Origin of the sequence: uncultured Aquimarina sp. (assembly GCF_947492115.1) — a bacterium.
GTDB lineage: Bacteria > Bacteroidota > Bacteroidia > Flavobacteriales > Flavobacteriaceae > Aquimarina.
In genome coordinates this window covers 740,608-757,564 of record NZ_CANLMM010000001.1, presented here as the reverse complement: position 1 = coordinate 757,564, position 16,957 = coordinate 740,608, and the positions used below count along the sequence as shown (strand labels likewise).

At 31.5% G+C, this 16,957-nt stretch carries 17 protein-coding genes; 6 read left to right on the top strand and 11 right to left on the bottom strand.

Annotated features, from left to right (window positions below):
• Positions 1 to 31: 31 nt before the first annotated feature.
• The 7 genes from Q1A73_RS03425 to Q1A73_RS03395 form a co-directional block, all read right to left on the bottom strand.
• On the bottom strand, positions 32 to 433 hold the full coding sequence (locus Q1A73_RS03425; RefSeq protein ID WP_299601576.1) for a hypothetical protein: 402 nt from the start codon (positions 431 to 433) through the stop codon (positions 32 to 34).
• A 26-nt stretch (positions 434 to 459) separates the two neighbouring features.
• Positions 460 to 1,374: a DUF5777 family beta-barrel protein gene (locus tag Q1A73_RS03420; RefSeq protein WP_299601574.1), complete on the bottom strand. Its 915-nt coding sequence runs from the start codon at positions 1,372 to 1,374 to the stop codon at positions 460 to 462.
• A gap of 1 nt (position 1,375) precedes the next feature.
• Positions 1,376 to 1,921 (bottom strand): YceI family protein, encoded by a 546-nt coding sequence (locus tag Q1A73_RS03415; RefSeq protein WP_299601572.1) that lies wholly within the window; start codon positions 1,919 to 1,921, stop codon positions 1,376 to 1,378.
• A gap of 14 nt (positions 1,922 to 1,935) precedes the next feature.
• On the bottom strand, positions 1,936 to 2,352 hold the full coding sequence (locus tag Q1A73_RS03410; RefSeq protein WP_299601569.1) for a hypothetical protein: 417 nt from the start codon (positions 2,350 to 2,352) through the stop codon (positions 1,936 to 1,938).
• Positions 2,353 to 2,362: 10 nt separating this feature from the next.
• Positions 2,363 to 2,707 (bottom strand): cytochrome c, encoded by a 345-nt coding sequence (locus Q1A73_RS03405; RefSeq protein ID WP_299601566.1) that lies wholly within the window; start codon positions 2,705 to 2,707, stop codon positions 2,363 to 2,365.
• Positions 2,708 to 2,820: 113 nt separating this feature from the next.
• Positions 2,821 to 3,669 carry a hypothetical protein gene (locus Q1A73_RS03400; protein ID WP_299601564.1) on the bottom strand — a complete coding sequence of 283 codons (849 nt, stop codon included), beginning with the start codon at positions 3,667 to 3,669 and terminating at the stop codon, positions 2,821 to 2,823.
• Positions 3,670 to 3,914: 245 nt separating this feature from the next.
• Positions 3,915 to 5,042: a LytTR family DNA-binding domain-containing protein gene (locus Q1A73_RS03395; protein WP_299601561.1), complete on the bottom strand. Its 1,128-nt coding sequence runs from the start codon at positions 5,040 to 5,042 to the stop codon at positions 3,915 to 3,917.
• Positions 5,043 to 5,302: 260 nt separating this feature from the next.
• Between Q1A73_RS03395 and Q1A73_RS03390 the strand changes: the two genes are divergently transcribed.
• From Q1A73_RS03390 to Q1A73_RS03380, 3 genes are read left to right on the top strand one after another with little or no spacing between them, the layout of a single operon-like run.
• Entirely contained in the window at positions 5,303 to 5,716 is a 414-nt protein-coding gene (locus tag Q1A73_RS03390; RefSeq protein WP_299601558.1) for a hypothetical protein, read from the top strand.
• The gene (locus tag Q1A73_RS03385; protein WP_299601555.1) at positions 5,709 to 6,257 is read left to right on the top strand and encodes a YceI family protein; all 549 of its coding nucleotides are present in this window, start codon (positions 5,709 to 5,711) and stop codon (positions 6,255 to 6,257) included. Before Q1A73_RS03390 ends, Q1A73_RS03385 begins: the two co-directional genes overlap by 8 nt.
• Positions 6,247 to 7,158, top strand: a complete 912-nt coding sequence (locus Q1A73_RS03380) for a DUF5777 family beta-barrel protein (protein WP_299601552.1) — start codon at positions 6,247 to 6,249, stop codon at positions 7,156 to 7,158. Before Q1A73_RS03385 ends, Q1A73_RS03380 begins: the two co-directional genes overlap by 11 nt.
• 57 nt (positions 7,159 to 7,215) lie before the next feature.
• Here the strand turns inward: Q1A73_RS03380 and Q1A73_RS03375 are convergent, their stop codons facing one another.
• Positions 7,216 to 8,781, bottom strand: coding sequence for a M28 family peptidase (locus Q1A73_RS03375; RefSeq protein WP_299601549.1), 1,566 nt, complete (start codon positions 8,779 to 8,781; stop codon positions 7,216 to 7,218).
• Positions 8,782 to 9,072: 291 nt separating this feature from the next.
• Between Q1A73_RS03375 and Q1A73_RS03370 the strand changes: the two genes are divergently transcribed.
• Genes Q1A73_RS03370 through Q1A73_RS03360 form a run of 3 tightly spaced genes read left to right on the top strand, consistent with a single transcriptional unit; the run spans position 9,073 to position 11,953 of the window.
• On the top strand, positions 9,073 to 10,122 hold the full coding sequence (locus tag Q1A73_RS03370) for a DUF3667 domain-containing protein (protein WP_299601546.1): 1,050 nt from the start codon (positions 9,073 to 9,075) through the stop codon (positions 10,120 to 10,122).
• 12 nt (positions 10,123 to 10,134) lie between these two features.
• Positions 10,135 to 11,697: a protein adenylyltransferase SelO gene (locus Q1A73_RS03365; protein WP_299601543.1), complete on the top strand. Its 1,563-nt coding sequence runs from the start codon at positions 10,135 to 10,137 to the stop codon at positions 11,695 to 11,697.
• A gap of 7 nt (positions 11,698 to 11,704) precedes the next feature.
• Entirely contained in the window at positions 11,705 to 11,953 is a 249-nt protein-coding gene (locus tag Q1A73_RS03360) for a peptide methionine sulfoxide reductase (protein ID WP_299601540.1), read from the top strand.
• Positions 11,954 to 12,003: 50 nt separating this feature from the next.
• On the opposite strand, the gene Q1A73_RS03355 is transcribed toward Q1A73_RS03360, so the two are convergent.
• The 3 genes from Q1A73_RS03355 to Q1A73_RS03345 all read right to left on the bottom strand — a co-directional run bounded on the left by Q1A73_RS03355 (position 12,004) and on the right by Q1A73_RS03345 (position 16,906).
• Complete coding sequence (locus tag Q1A73_RS03355) at positions 12,004 to 14,202, bottom strand: acylase (protein ID WP_299601537.1); 2,199 nt, start codon at positions 14,200 to 14,202, stop codon at positions 12,004 to 12,006.
• Positions 14,203 to 14,238: 36 nt separating this feature from the next.
• Entirely contained in the window at positions 14,239 to 15,165 is a 927-nt protein-coding gene (locus Q1A73_RS03350) for a LamG-like jellyroll fold domain-containing protein (protein WP_299601534.1), read from the bottom strand.
• Between the two features lie 187 nt (positions 15,166 to 15,352).
• Positions 15,353 to 16,906 (bottom strand): hypothetical protein, encoded by a 1,554-nt coding sequence (locus Q1A73_RS03345; protein WP_299601531.1) that lies wholly within the window; start codon positions 16,904 to 16,906, stop codon positions 15,353 to 15,355.
• Positions 16,907 to 16,957: the final 51 nt, after the last annotated feature.

Sequence of the window (16,957 nt, the reverse complement as noted above, 5' to 3'; positions counted from 1 at the left end):
TTCTATAGTAATTAGTTCTGTTGAAAATTGATTAATAACTGACATTGATAATTTTATTTTTGTTCATCATTGCATTATCAAAATCAAGAAAATGTGTATTTGCCATAACACATAATTCATTATTCGAATTAAAAAATCGACTTTTAATTTCTATTTTTTTCAAGTTTTTATCGGAACAAATAAGCTCTAGGTTGATACAAAATTCTTGTAAAAACATTAGTGGCTTAATTAAAACTAATGAGTTTAATGATGTCACTGGTGTATAATCTATTTTTTTTGAGGTTTTGTTTTTAAGACCATTTTCAAAAACGAAAGTTTTAAATATTGATGCAACATATTTTTGATAAGCAGAGGTTTCCATTACCATAAAATCGTCAACATCTTCTCCTTTTACTTTGTACTCTTTTTTAAAAATTTTAGTTTGTAATAACATAAATATCAGAGTTTTATTAGAAGCTGTTAAATACCAGAGTTTTTTATCTGCTTAAGTTTTTTCTTTTTCTTATTGCCCACTTGGAATGCTCTGGATATATTGAATCCTAAATGTATATCACCTTCGAAAAAATTATCCGTGGATTCCGTAATAAAGCTTTTTTCTATCATCGTTATAGAATTAGAAAGAATAATCTGGAAAACATGTCCACCTGTTTCGATATCCACACCAAATGCTAAAGAATTAGATGCATCAATAGACTGTAGAGGATTCGCAGTATAATAGTATTCTCCGTTTATAGAAATTCTTTTTGTTATCTTAACTCTACTGCCTATCCCTACTGCAAAAATTCCGTGTGGATCATCATTAATCGCTACTGAGTTTCTATGTACATAAGTAGGTGTTATTTGTAATGAAAAAGAAGGGCTAAACTTTCTTGCTATTAATATTTGAGAAACATAAGATAATTTTTGGCTAAAAGTAGGTTCATCTTCAGGGTCAAAATCTTTTAATGTTCTGTAAGCAATACTAGAAAATATAGTAGCTGTGAAAGGAAAAGACTTTTTACCAGTACTTTGTTTTAAAAACTTATATTTTATAAATCCATCATACGTTTTATCAAAACTACTTCTTCCAACACCTAGCATTACATTATCAGTTAATCCATATTCGAATGCGAATCGAATATTAGATTGATCTAGTCCATATAATTCATCGGCTCCAAGATTTACTCTTCCAAATCGATGAGATATCAAAAACTCTAGAGTTCCTTTTTTTCTATTCTCTACCGAATGACCATTTAAAATTCTGGTTCCTTTAAATGTAGCGGTAGTATAGTTTTTTGCTTCTGTAGTCTCTTCTTCTAAAATATCCATTAGATCTTGAGCGAATGCTTGGATATTAATGGCTAGCAAAAAGACAATAACTGTCAATTTTTTCATGTTACTTTTGATAAGGTTTGTGATCAAATTCATACGTTACCTTTATAGTTTTAGCAATATTATTGGCTACTACAGAAGGTATTTTAATTCCAAAGTCTGCTACTTCGATTTCAAAACCTCCCTTTAGTGAGATATCTTTTTCTGTAGAATCGATATTACCTTGTATTTCCATCTTTTTAGTTACACCATGGATTGTTAGATCACCTACAATAGTAACTTTGGTTTCTTTGTTTGTTAAGGTTTCGAAGTCTAAGATTTTTCCTTTGAAAGTAGCTTTTGGATAACGATCAGATTCTACATAATTTTCATTAAAATGTTCTTGCATCAAGGCTTTTTCAAATGAAAAAGATTTCATTAAAATGGCTATAGCTATAGTACCTGAAGAGGTGTCAATAATACTAAGTACTTGATTATTATCTGCTTTTATATCTTCTATTGGAGTGGAAGAATAAAAGGATGTATAGCCTTGTTTGGTTAAGAATTTACCTTGTCCTATTGCAGTAATTGATGATAATAGGAAGGTGAATATTATAAGTATGGTTTTCATGTTGTTAGTGTTGTTTATGGTACGATTACACATTTTACGAGTATGACATCCATTAAAAATCCTGTACAGATGCCTTTAATGCTTATTTCTTGACCTATTTTTAAGTTTTTTTCGTTTTTTGAAAGATGACAAATGATACTACCTATAGTATTTTCATTGCCTAGTGTTATAATATCATTACCATCTTTTCCTTTCTCTATTGCTGTAATAGTTCCATTAACTTGTATTAGTTCTTCTAAATACTTTGTGTTAGCAGTACTTTCATCATTGATAAAGTCCGACAGTAGTGCTTCTGAAGCTAATGACAAACTAGGTTTGGATTCAACAATATTTATAAATGGTTTGTTGTATATTTTTACAGTAATGATAGAAACTACCAGTATCGCTGCGAAAAAATAGAGTATTAGGAGTTTTTTTGTCTTTTTAGTCATATTGAACGATTTAGTTGTTTAAAGCTCCATTGTCTATCCAGCAACGTATAAGCTCAATTTCGTTGTTACTTAAACTACCTCCTAAAGGCATGGTTCTGTTTACAACTTCTCTTCGTACTCTGTTTGCATTATTACTAATATTTTCAAAAGTTGTTAAGTCTGGCGCCTGGTTACCGCTACCTCCATGACATCGTATACAATTGTTATCAATGATTGGTTTTATATCAGATGAAAAAGAGATTTCATCATCGCAGACTTCAATTGCTACGGTTTCTTCTTCAACATTTGTTTCGCAGGAGTAAAATATACTCACAGATAGAAGACATATTAATTTGATTTTGGAAAATGATTTCATTGTTTTTTGTGAATTTAGAATAAGAGGAAGCTTAACTTCATAAGTAAAGTACCGTCTTCCTCTTATGACCAACTAACTACTTAATGATTATAAAAATGAATCAAACTAAAATGTTATAATGCTGTTGTATCGGTATTAACTATTGGCCAGATTCCAGGCGTAGGAACACTGATTCCGTAATTATCTCCTCTTTCTACATCTTGACCAAAATAATACAGAGGTCTTCCTTTGTAGGTTACTTGAGTTCTTCCGAATACATCTATAGTTCCAAAGTCGTTACGATCTAGGATACTTGGTATGTTATTAATATCTAGGCTGATGATTGGCCAGATTGGATCATTAGAGAAATCATCTGCTGTGTAATTGTTTGTGTCTTTAGTATCATTTACAAAAGCATAGATTGTTCTTCCAGTACTGTTAGTGATGTAAAATGTAAGTCCATCTCCTTCAGTATAATCACTAGTGAAGTTTTGATCGTTTCCATCAGCGTCTCTTCCTACCAATTGTGCTTCTGCATACATTAAAGAATAATCTGGTTTTGCGATATACCAGTTGTTTCCAACTTTATCTCCATTTGTATCTCCTGCAGCATTGTCATTTACAAAATAATATAACGGCCAACCTTTGTAAGTGTTTTGTCTTTCTCCATCTGCTCTGGTAATTACTCCAAAGTCTGCAGCATCTAATCCTTCATCGAGTGTTAAGTCAGCTTGATAAAATATTGGCCATGCAGTTTTACAATCTCCGTTACATTCAGATTGTCCTTTTGTATCTCTTGAAAAGAAATATAGAGACATTCCTTCAGAATCTGTAAGGATGTTTCCAAAGGTAGCATCGTTTGTAAGTTGTACTGCATTAGCTGTCGTTGGTGGATTAGGATCAATAATATTTTCTACGTCGTCGCTACTACAGCTAGTTAATATTGCTATTGATGTTAGTAATAGATAAAATGATTTTTTCATTGTAATAAGTTATTTATGATTTATGCCACAAATAACCGTCAACACTGGGCTCAGAAACAAAATAAAATGTATGAGAGGGAAAAAAAAGGGTTAAAAAGGAAAAAAAAGAGGGTGAAATAATTACGATTTTTGAATAAATTCAAGAATCACATCTGAGTTAAAATAAAATTAGAATTCATCTTATCTAGAATATCGAAAAGTTAGTATGTAGATATTTTGGAATCTAAAAAACGAATAAAACTTTATTAAATATTTAGCCATTGTCTAAATTCTGATGCTTTGTTTTTACTAATAATAATTTCGACATCAGCGTTGTTAATTAAAATTTTAAGCTGGCTATTTCCGTATTTAATAATTTTTGCAATGGCACTTATGCTAATTATAAATTGTCTATTTGCTCTAAAAAATACCGAAGGATCTAAACTAGTGAGCATATCATCAAGACTCACGTTACTAGTTGATTTTTTTCCATCAAAACAAACTACATATGTTATACTATTCTCTGTATATATATATGCTATTTGATCGATTGAAACAGGAACTAATTCGTTTCGGATATAGGTAAGTATTCTTTTTTTACTCGGGTCATTAGCTAAATCGGAAGAAGAGTCATTTGGCTCGACTACTTCATCCTCAGTTTTATCTACAATCCTTTGTTGGTATGCAATGAGATCCGTATTTAATTTGGAAAGGTTGAGTAATTCACTTTCTAAGTCAGTGTTTTTCTGTTCCAATTGCTTTTCGTAGTAACTACCAATAATACGAACTACAATAAAGGATGATAGAATAATTAACCCACCCATTAATATAAAAATGGTATAAAAACTAGTCTTTAATTTTCGGACTTGTCCTTTTACTTTATTAAGATTAATTTGTGCTGCAACAATAAGATCAGAATCTTTAACAGGTGCAATGTAAACAATCTCCGTCTCCAGCTCATTATTAGGAATACTATCATTTTGTTTCCTTTCGCCTAAAAGTAAATCATATAATTTATCAGAACTGTTTTCTTCGTTAAGTGAGGTTAGGAGAGATTGATCAGAATTTATTTTTTGTCCAACCTTTGTAATATCAGGATTACAAACTTCTTTACCAGACCAATCAAAAACACAGATAAAAGAGGTTCCATTGTGTGTGTTTTCAATTACTTTCTGAAGATTGCTTATTACTTTTTGTCTCTCAATACCATCATTGATTTGGTAATGAGTAAATTTAGAAATTTCATCAGCTTCGCGCTTACTGGATTCTAATTGTATTTCTATTAATTGATTAGCGCTTACTTTTACAAAATACTTTACTCCAAAAGAAGCAATAATTAGGAATATTACAGCAATAGAAACAAAAGTTAAAAAATATAATCTGTCTTTTCTCATTATTGCTTAGGGGTATCGTATCGTTTAGCCGGGTATTTTTCCAAATTTAAAACGAAAATACAATATTTTATAACTAGTTAGTTTTAGATGAAAGAATTATTGAGACGTGGTTTAAGACTTTTTTTTCCTTTTTAACTCCTTTTTTTCTTTTTGAGAAACTTTTTCTTTTGATACTCTATGATTTCCTATTACTTTGTTTTTCAAATCTACAGTGTCCATAAACTTTGATATTCTAAGTGACTAAGAAAATTAAAATAGCAATGTTCCTTTTCATTTCCGTATGCTTCCTGAGTATATCTGTGTATTATGTGATTTTTGGTGGAGAATATATAAATGTTATAGCAACTGAGCCAGAATTACATTTGAGCTCTACATCGCTAGTTGCATCGTTTAGTACAGATGAGCAAAGCGCCAATGATAGTTACAAGAATAAAATATTAGAAGTAACTGGTAGCATCAAAGAAATTAGCTATTTAAATAATAGAAGCACATTGATATTAGAGGGAAATACAAAAACCTCAAGTATCATATGTGATATACAACCAAACCACAAAATGAAATTAAAAAAACTTAGAGAAGGTGATACAATAACCATTAAAGGTGTCTGTAAAGGGTACCTTAAAGATGTTATTTTATTAAATTGCGTGCTTACTAATCAAAATACTAATGAATAAAATCCTTATTCAACTGTTTTTCTTGCTCAATTTTGTGCCATCAGATAGTATATCTGAGCAAGTGATTACACGTCAGGGACAAGTCTCGTTCTTTTCGTATACCTCTGTAGAGAATATAGAGGCTAAAAATAATCAAGTATTAAGTATTATCGATTTATCCAAACAAGAGATTGCCATTAGTATGCTAATGAATGCGTTTGTTTTTAAGAAATCTTTGATGCATGAACATTTTAATGAAAGTTATATCGAATCTGACTTGTATCCGAAAGCTACTTTTAAAGGTAACTTTATAGATTTTGATCCGAATATTGAAGGATCTCAAACCAAGTTTGTAAAAGGTACTCTCACGATAAGAAACATCTCCAAGGAAATGGAGATTAAAACTAATATAGAAAAGATAGACGGTAAATTTATAATTACCGGAGATTTTGAACTAACCGTTAAAGATTTCGAAATTAAAATTCCACCTATTCTTAGACCTAACATAGCCAAAGTTATATCTGTTACATTTAGATTTGAATATCAGCCTTATGAAGAATAATATATTTTTTCTCTTATTAATTATATGTGTTGGTTTTAATAACATGGCACAAGCTCAGGATTTACTGGAAACCTTGGAAAAAGAATATCCAGATACTCCGCAATATGAAATAGCAACCTTTAAATCTACAAGAATTGCGATAGGCCATTCGATAGAAAATAGAAAAAAGGGAGTTTTACAGATAATAGCGATGAATAGATGGTGGAATGTTCCTAATCATCAAGGACAAAGTTTTGTAGCTGATAAATGGAGTGCAAGACTTGCTCTAGAATATGGTATTTCTGATAGACTGTCTACTGGTTTTGGTTGGACAACTTTAGAAGATGTTTACGACGGATTTTTAAAATATAACCTAATTAGACAACGAAAAAAGTCTAAAAAGTCTTTTTTGAGTATCACATTATTTCAAAATGCTTCTTATCGAAGTGAATCTAACGGAAGATCAGCAATCTATGGAGGTTTTGAAGACACTTCTTTCCGGGATCGTTTGGCTTTTACAAGTCAGGTGTTAATTGCCCGTAAGTTTACACCACAGTTTTCGGCACAAATTTCTCCAACGTTTATTCATAGAGGATCATCATTATCTGATGAAGATCCAAATAATCATTTTGCTGTTGGTATTGGAGGAAGATATAAGGTAGGAGGGCATGTGTCTATAGTGTCGGAATATTATTATGTAGCAAATCCTATTCAATCTGTGGATACTTTTGGTGCTTTTGCTCTAGGAGTTAATTGGGAGTTAAGTGATTTAATGTTACAATTTCATATGACCAATGCATGGAGCACTGTAGAAGATGTGTTTATTACCCAAACTCCGAATAACTTTAATTTACAAGACGGTAATTTTACTTTTGGATTTACGGCTACTTTTGCATTGCATCTTAGCCAAAAAAAACCTTAAAATAAAAAAGAGGCTAGAATAACATCAAGCCTCTTTTTTTAAATTAAAACGTAAATTTTAATTGGTCTTTTCTACTGCTTTGTCAACAATGATACGATTTTCTCTATTAGCTAGTTCCCAAGCGGTATAGAATATTAATCGTGTTCTATTTTCTAATAAATCATATTCAATTTTATCTGGAGTATCACTTGGCTGGTGATAATCATCGTGAGTTCCATTAAAATAGAATATAACAGGGATATTGTTCTTTGCAAAATTATAATGATCTGATCTGTAATAAAAACGATTTGGATCGTTTTCATCGTTGTAAGTATAATCCAATTCTACATTCGTGTATTTTTGATTTACTTCTTCTGATATAGTATGAAGTTCGGTACTTAATTTATCACTTCCGATTAAGTATATATAATTTCTTTTTCCTTCTTTTCTTTTAGGATCTGTTCTTCCTATCATGTCTATATTAAGATCGGCAACTGTATTTTCTAAAGGAAAAATAGGATCTATATCCGTATAATAGCGAGAACCCAAAAGACCTTTTTCCTCACCAGTAACATTTAAGAACACGATAGAGCGTTTAGGTCCATTACCATCTTTTACTGCTTTGGAGAAAGCTTCTGCAATTTCAACGATAGCTACAGTACCAGATCCATCATCATCCGCACCATTATATACCTTACCATCTTTTACACCTTCATGATCTAAATGAGCTGAGATTACGATAAACTCATCTGGTTTTTCAGAACCTTTAATGTAAGCTGCTACATTTTCGGATGTTATTTTTTTAGAAACATTTTTATAATCTACTGTTATATTGGTTTTCAAAGTAGTAGATTTTTCATTAGATTCAATATCACCAACAAAAGCTTTGGCTAGATCAGTATTGATAAGAAAGAAATAAGGTTCTTCTTCATTTCCTACTAGTGACATTCTACCAGATGAACCACTAAATTGAGCAACTGCCATTTGATATACTTCTGGGAAATAGAATAAAATAGCTTTTGCTCCCTTTTCTTGTGCAGCAGCACTTTTAGCAGCAAATTGTTGTCTCATATTAGACCATTTAGATCCTTCTGACGTCCCAGTAACGATATAAGTACCATCTGCATTTTTAGGTTCTCCAGACTTTATCAATACAAATTTGTCTTTTACGTCAATATCTTTATAATTAGAGTATTTCTCATCATCTATACCATATCCTGCATATACCATCTGATCTAAAGAAAATTTATCTGTTTTACCTGATGTAAGTGATATGAAATCATCTTTATACGAAAATGGTTTCTCATTTACTGTTATTGTCACCTCTGGAGTACTTGATACTTCTAAAGGAACTTCTTGAAAATAATTTCCATCGCCTTTAGCAGCTTGCACTCCATGTTTGATATATTGGTCCTTTAGATAATTTACAGCTAATTTTTGTCCAGGTTCGCCAGTTTCTCTTCCTTGAAATTCATCGGAAGCATAGGTATATAGCGCGGTTTTTAGATCTTCGGAAGTAATGGTTTTTGCATAAATAGATGGATCATTAGCAACTTTAGTTGTACTCTTGGTAGTTGCTGTTTTTTTTGTTCCACATGCCACAACGAACAGCGCTATGGCTAAAACGGAAAATAACTTTTTCATAAAAGATGTGCGAATTTTAAATTTTTGATGTGCCAAAAATACAAGAAATTCTAAATGATATTGTTAATGCAGTACCAAAATAACTGTACTATAGAAGGGTGTTTACGATTTTGATAATTTTGTTATGCTTGAAACTTTACTGGATTTAGAATTGAATTATATTCGTAAATTCGTCATATTGAGCTAAACATCCTTAATTCACACAATATAGGTTGTTTACTTAAAATTATAATATTTAGGGAAAAGTTCAGAAATCTTTAATTCTGGATAACTGATCAAAAAAAGGGGAGCATGTCTAAAACTACTCAGTGTAAAAATTGTGAAAAACACTTTGATGAATCATTCGATTACTGTCCGTATTGTGGTCAGGAATCTGCGGATAAATTAACTTTTGGTGTATTATTTAGCAACACTATTGGTAACTATTTTGCGGTAGATGCACGTTTTTTTAAGAGTTTTATTCCATTAATGGTTAAACCGGGTATTCTAGCTAGACGATTTGTAGATGGGAAACGTCTTTCTTATCTGCATCCTGCACAATTTTATTTATTCATATCGGTAGTTTTCTTTTTTATCTTTTCTTTTACCGTTAGAAAAGCTGATAATGATTTAACTCAAAAGTTTCAAAAAGAGTTTAGAGGAGAAATAGCGATAGACTCATTAGATTTTAAAAAAGACTCAATCGGTATAGAGATTGCTAAAAAAGCGCTTAAAGAAAATGCTGTTCTTACCAATATTGCTAAAGAAGATCTTAATGTTATAGATTCTGTACTTACTGCAGAGCAAAAGAATCCAAAATCAACTTTTAGTTTTTCACAAAAAAAATTGGACTCTTTAATTAGGTCTGGTGCTCCCTTAGAAGAGAAGCTTGCGCATATGGGATTGAATGAAGGAGATAGTTTAATTAAAAGGAAGTTTTTTACACAAATCCTAAAGCTTTATGAGCAAAAAGGTGGTGGAATCTTAAAAACTTTATATGATACGATTCCTATTACTATGTTTTTAATGCTTCCTTTATTCGCGTTTTTATTAAAGATATTTTATTGGAAAAAAGGAACTTTTGCTCATCATATGGTCTTTAGTTTCTACTTCTTTACTTTTATTTTCACCTCTTTATGTTTCCTGATTTTAGGAAATATGATATTCGAAATTCCTGTTTGGTTAAAACTACTCTTTTTCTTTTCGTTTATTATATATCTGATGATTGCGCTAAGAAATTTTTACAAGAGTAGTCGGATATCTACATTTTTCAAAGGGATCTTAGTTACCTATGTTTATGTTATGATTATTGTACCAATTGCTTTTACTGGAATTATTCTTGTTTCTATATTTTTATATTAATTATTTGGTTATATGGAGTTTACTATAAAAAATACTTTTTCAGAAGAACTACCAGCAGATCCTGTTCAGGAAAATTACCGCAGACAGGTCAGAAATGCCTGTTTCTCGTATGTAACTCCTAAAAAGACAAGCAATCCAAAGATGCTCCACGTTTCTGATGAAATGATGAAAGAATTAGGATTTTCTAAGGAAGATATAAAATCTAAGAAGTTTTTAAAGCTTATGACAGGTAATGAAATTTTGGAAAACTCAAGACCCTATTCCATGCATTATGGAGGGCATCAATTTGGTAACTGGGCTGGTCAGCTGGGTGATGGACGCGCCATTAATCTAGCAGAAATTGAATATAATTTTAAGCGATGGGCAATACAATTAAAAGGAGCAGGAGAGACCCCTTATTCTAGAAATGCAGACGGATTAGCAGTTTTACGTTCTTCTATCAGAGAGTATTTATGTAGTGAAGCAATGTTTCACCTAGGTGTTCCCACTACGAGAGCATTATCATTAGCAACTACCGGTGATCAGGTATTAAGAGATATCATGTATAATGGGAATGCTGCTTATGAAAAAGGAGCGATTGTATCTAGAGTTGCGCCTTCTTTCATTCGTTTTGGAAATTTTGAAATTTTGGCAGCTCATAAAGATGAATCTACTTTAAAAGCGTTGACAGATTACACAATAAAACACTTTTTTCCTGAAATAGAAGCTGGAACTAAAGATGGATATGTATTATTTTTAAAAGAGGTAAGTAATAGAAGTTTAAAAATGGTAATAGATTGGCAACGAGTAGGCTTTGTTCACGGAGTGATGAATACCGATAATATGTCAATACTTGGTTTAACAATCGATTATGGTCCATATGGTTGGTTGGAAGGATATGATCATGGCTGGACTCCTAATACTACAGATAGACAGTTTAAACGATACCGATATGGAACACAGCCAGAAATTGTTCTTTGGAATTTGTATCAATTAGCAAATGCTATATATCCTTTAATAGAAGAAATAGAACCCATAGAAGAAATCTTACATGAGTATCAAAACAGTTATAAAAAAGTATACCATGATATGATGTCTTCGAAAATAGGATTGTACAATCCACAAGCGGGAGATGAATTGTTGATAAAGGATTTGGAAGAAACTTTACAACTAGCAGAAACGGATATGACTATTTTCTTCCGAAATCTTGGTGATTATACTAAAGGCGGTGCAACTAATTATATGAAAGTTATAAAAGAGGCTTTTTATAATATAGTAGAAGTAGAAGGACCTATTCTGGAACGTTGGGATGATTGGTTTTCTAGATATGATCAAAGACTAATTATAGAATCTTTGGATGATTCGGAAAGAAAAAATAAAATGAATGCCATAAATCCTAAATACGTTTTACGGAATTATATGGCTCAACTAGCTATTGATGATGCAGATAAAGGAAATTATGATTTAATAGAAGAGTTGTATCAAATGCTAAAAAAGCCTTATAGCGAACAACCTGAATATGACAAATGGTTTGCTAAACGTCCTGATTGGGCAAGAAATAAAGTAGGATGTTCTATGTTATCCTGTAGTTCATAGTTCGCGTATGTTGTTAGATGCTATTAACAGAATTCCAGAAGGATATTCTGAAGTTTTATATCAAAAGAAGAAATATAGTGTTACGAAAGATATCTATAATAATGGAAAATCTTTTAAGATCTATGCAAAAGAATTACAAGGAAATGATTTTATAAGTCTAAATTACTACATCACATCAACAGCGGAATTATTAAAACCTTGTGAAATGTCTGATCAAAAAGTAATTAGCTTTTTAATGCAATTGAAACTAGTATAAACATCTGTTTTATAATTTATTGCGTCTGTTAAGGTAAACTTATACTTTATTTATTTTTCTCCTGGATGATAGGTTTTTTTAGCGCGTTTTAATACATCTTCTTTATAATAAGCAGCTTCTTTAAACTGTACATCTACATACGGTTGTATTTGATCATCGAAATGTACTGAAGTAGGATCACCGCTTTGTCCACCAGCTAAACTTGTTTTTGCTTTCACCTTATCACCAAATTCTACTACCGCCACAAAACTGTTACCTCTGGTACCGTATATTTTTTTTGTATTATTCGTATAGCGAACTCCATAAGCAGCTAGAGCACCCCAACGTCCAGAAGCAAAACCAACAGCAGTACTTGGTTTATTGTCATCAAACGGTTGTCTAATATCTCCATTAATACGTTGAAAACGATTTACTTCGCCCCAAGGCAATATATTTCCAAAATCATTTTTAAGCTGCGTTACCGTTTCTTTAAATATGGCAATTCTTTCTTCCAAAGGAGATTTTGTACCAAAATAAGTAAGGAGTTGCATATCGCTAATACGTTCTTCTGGTCTTTTTCCATTTCTTGCATAATTAGTCCCATAAAAATGCGCTAACGTCATTGCTTTAGATTCTTTGGAAGTTCTATAATCCCAATTTCTCAACATTTCAATATAGCTTCCTAACTCTTTTGTTTTGTCAACTTTGTCGTAAGCTTCTACCAGACCAGGAATCAACTTGGAAAAAGCAGGAAGGTAAGGATCATATGCTAGTTGTATTAGACTATCGATAGTGTAGTCTTTTTTATTTTTTAATAATTCAATAGCGTGTACACCTCTAAAATTTTCACGATCGATTGACATATATCTTGGATAATCCTGTTTTTTAGGACTAAACTCTAAAGCAGCTGTATAAGGAGTAGAATTACAGTTTTGTAACCAACCATTTTTAGGATTAAGTAGTGTAATGGTTTCATCTACTGTATGTAAACCGTTCCAATCTGTTTTTGGATTACTACCATCCACAGGTTTCGTATAATCAAACGAAGTATCTCTAACTGGGATAAAATTACCATGGAAATATGCAATATTACCTTCAGCATCTGCATAGACAGTATTATTGGATGAATTGGTTCGTATATCCATCATATCTCTAAAACCTTTATATCCATCTTGTTTGGTTCTAATATATGACTGTTGTAATGCTTTTACAGGTTCCCACATTAATGCAGAAGCTACCCATTTACCATCTTTCATATGTGTAATTGGTCCATGATGTGTACGATATGCAGGAAATACTTTTTCTATTAAAGAATCTCCTTCTTTATATTTTAGTGTAATATCATATTGTTCTACAGGTTTCCATTCTTCACCATATTTATAAACTGGTTTGCCATCTTTTTTATTTGTTGTTTCTACAAATTCATCGATCACATCTGTATACGTAGAGGTATGCATCCAACCAGTTTTTTCATTAAATCCTTGATACACAAAAAACTGCCCCCAAGTTACTGCGCCATAAGCGTTTAACCCTTCTTCGCTTATTACATGTACTTCTCCTCTAAAATAAAATGAGGTATGTGGATTAATTAAAAGCATTGCGTTGCCGGATTGTGTAAGTGCTCCAGAAATTGCAATCCCATTAGATCCTTGTGGTTCTAACATTTCTTTTTCCTTCGCTATTTCAGTTTCTTCTGAAATTGGTATTTCTATACCTTTTTCATACATCGCCTTGATTTTGCGAGTAGAAACACGTTCGATATCACCACCAATAGATCCTTCACTAAAATACATCGGCATCCAAGGTTCAAATTTCGTTAATAATCTAGGTTTAACCTCTGGATGGGTTTTAAGGTAGTAGTTGATACCATCTGCAAAGGCAATACACAACTCTTTTAACCATTCAGGGCTTCTTTCAAAATTAGCAATTGCTTCTTCCTCAGTCATGAACAATTTAGCTCTAATATCACTATAAATTGCTTTTTCACCTTCTACCTCAGCGAGTCTTCCTGTTGCCCAGATATAATTTTGTTCTACACGATTAAAATCATCCTCGCACTGTGCATATAATAATCCAAAAACTGCATCGGCATCTGTTTTTCCATAAATATGTGGTACTCCAAAATCATCTCTCATGATTGTAGTATTTGTAGCATGGTTTTGCCAACGATGCTCTTCTTCAGTGAGTTCTAAATTTGTATTTTTTGTTTCTGTTTTGCAGGAAACTAATAAAAGTGTAAGACTAAAGATGACGAACTTAAATTGTCTCATTTTTGATGGTTTTATAAATATGTAGTAGGAAGTTTTTTATTGTAAAAGCGTATGTACACCATTTTCTAGACTAAAAAGAGCATCAATTTCTTTTTGGGTTAGATTTCTGTTAAAAATAGAAAGCTCATCCATAAGACCAATATAGCCTAATCCCAAATAAATGTTTGACTTTTCTAATTCCCAAGTAAATGGATCTGTAATTCCGTTTCTTTTACCTTGTAGTTTTCCATTCAGATATAAAGACGTCTGTCCATTATCAGAATTTAGATTTGTAAAATTGATGAAGACATGAGTCCAAGATCCAGTTGCAAAAGGAGGATTGGTCACAGGAACTAATTGACTCAAAAAGTCCTTGTCATCATTATCTGATAATGTAGTATCCTTTTTCCAGGAGGTTTTATCTCCAATTACTCCTAGTCTAAAGTCTCGCGGATTTTCTTTGGTAAAATCAACCCAGATAGAAGCATCATTATAACTTACATCTGTAATCTGAATTGGGTCGCAATATCCAGGTTTTAAGTCTGTTGCTGGATCTAATTGCAACCAAAATGAAATTGCTCCGCTCCAGTTTTTATTAGTAAAATTTATATTGTTTTTACTAGGGTAATAGACGTATCCTTTAGTTCTATCTTTATAAAGAAGAGCATTTCCTTTCAAACCTTTATTTTCTGCTATTGAAATTCCTTCTTTATGTATACCAACCTGCACAGAATCTATGGCTTTTCGAGAAGGTACTGTGTATAATTTAGGATCTCCTAAAGCAAAATCGGCATCTACACCATTATCAAAAGAAGCATAAAAAGTAAGCGCTTGCTTCAATACTATGTTAGTGCTATCTATTTTAATCTCTTCTTTTACGGATTCTTCCTTTTTGGAAGTGTTTTTCCCACACGAAAGGAACATAAAAGATAAAACAAAAGCGATAATAGTACTGTAGCGAAGATTAGTCTTTAGAGTATTCATGAGATGATTTATGTATATGGTTCTAAATATATAAAATAATACCCATCAAATAAATTGATGGGTAGGGTAAGAGTACGTTTTATGGAAATTTTATGAAATTCAACTATAGTTAGAATTACAATAGTCGAAATGAATATTGGGATGTCTATGTTAATCCAACTGTTTTAAAAGATACATTCTAATTCTATTAATTTCTTAATTGTTGTATTCTCATGATTAGTCCAATACTTCCAATTATTATTGAACTTATAATGAGCGTAAATATGTACAAAGAGTTATGCTGTAATCCTCCAAAGTAATCCATAAACGGGATTTGATTTATATTTCCATAAGTGATAATAAAAAATACAATTTCGAATAGTTTTTTCCCTTTCGTCAAAATACCAGATGTAATTGCTATTAAAACAATAAAAATTGCACCAATAATAATATGTAGTACAGATTGTACATCCACTACTATCATATGCTTTATGAGTAAAGGAAGTGCTAACAGTATCATCATTAATGCACCGGCCAATACTTGTGAAACCAGTAGTCTTTTTATGGGTTTATATGAAGTAAAGGCGAAATATTGTACATTATGATACATTTCTTTAGATGATATTTCTGATAATCTATGTACTTGTAAAAACCAAAGAATAGGTAACACTATGGTATGTGCAATGGTGATTGGTAATGCAGCTAGCAATATTATACCGATTACATTAAGTATCCATAACCATTTTTTGCCTTTGCGATATAGTAGTAGTAGTTCTGTTTTTACCAAAGAATAAATACCATAATTGCTTGTGGATTTTACTAATAATGCTTGCTGTATCTCATGGGGGTTACTCTGTTTTTTATACGTAGCTAACATAGTTTTCTTGTTGGTCTTATTAGTAGTACGAAATCGATCAAAAAATGGTGATATCATTAAAAGGACTAGAAATGCTAATGCACACCATCCGATTCTACTTATTATAAAGGTATTAGGAAACTTAATTCCGTTAAACTCGAATTTTTTATTTTCAGTTATGTTTCCTAAAACATAGCCTATATTTAGTTCGGTATCATGATCAACAGGTAATAACTCTCTAACGCTCATTTCCATTTGATCCATAACTATTTTGGTTCCAAAGGGATCTAACAGATATGTATAAGAAGAGCTATCCGAAAACGAAGGGAAAGCCAAATAAGAAAACAAAAAGAAGAATCCTATATTTTGGATTATAGAGTATTTCTTAAAAATAACTTCGAAAACTACCGCAATAGCTGATATGCAAAATATTGCTGGGATCGGAATCAATATATATGGAATTATAAATTGTAAGATTTCAAATGAATACCCTTCATTATATAGAATAAATAGTACTATACTCATTAAAAATATAATCACAATAATCGTACTTAGAATTAGAAAATTACTTACGAACTTAGAAACTAAATATTTGAAATTAGTAATCGGTGTAGCAGCTGTAATATGCCCAATTTTGGTAATAGTGTCTGTTTTAATTGCACTATTGACCAAGTAAAATCCAATTAAGGATAAAAAAATACTGGTCATTATTGCAGTAACATATCCAAACCAAGCCGAATTATAAAATCCAACGTAATCTGCTATTCTAATTGTAGAATAAGAGGCATTTGGCTCAGGAACAAAAGTGTATGCTATTGCTAAACTAATACAAAGAGTAATTAGAAAGCTATAACTTCTAGTACGCTGTAAATAATCGTATTTTATAATATTAATAAATGTTTTCATGAGATACAATCTTAGTAAGCGTAATGAACTCCTATGTGTACGTTACTGAAA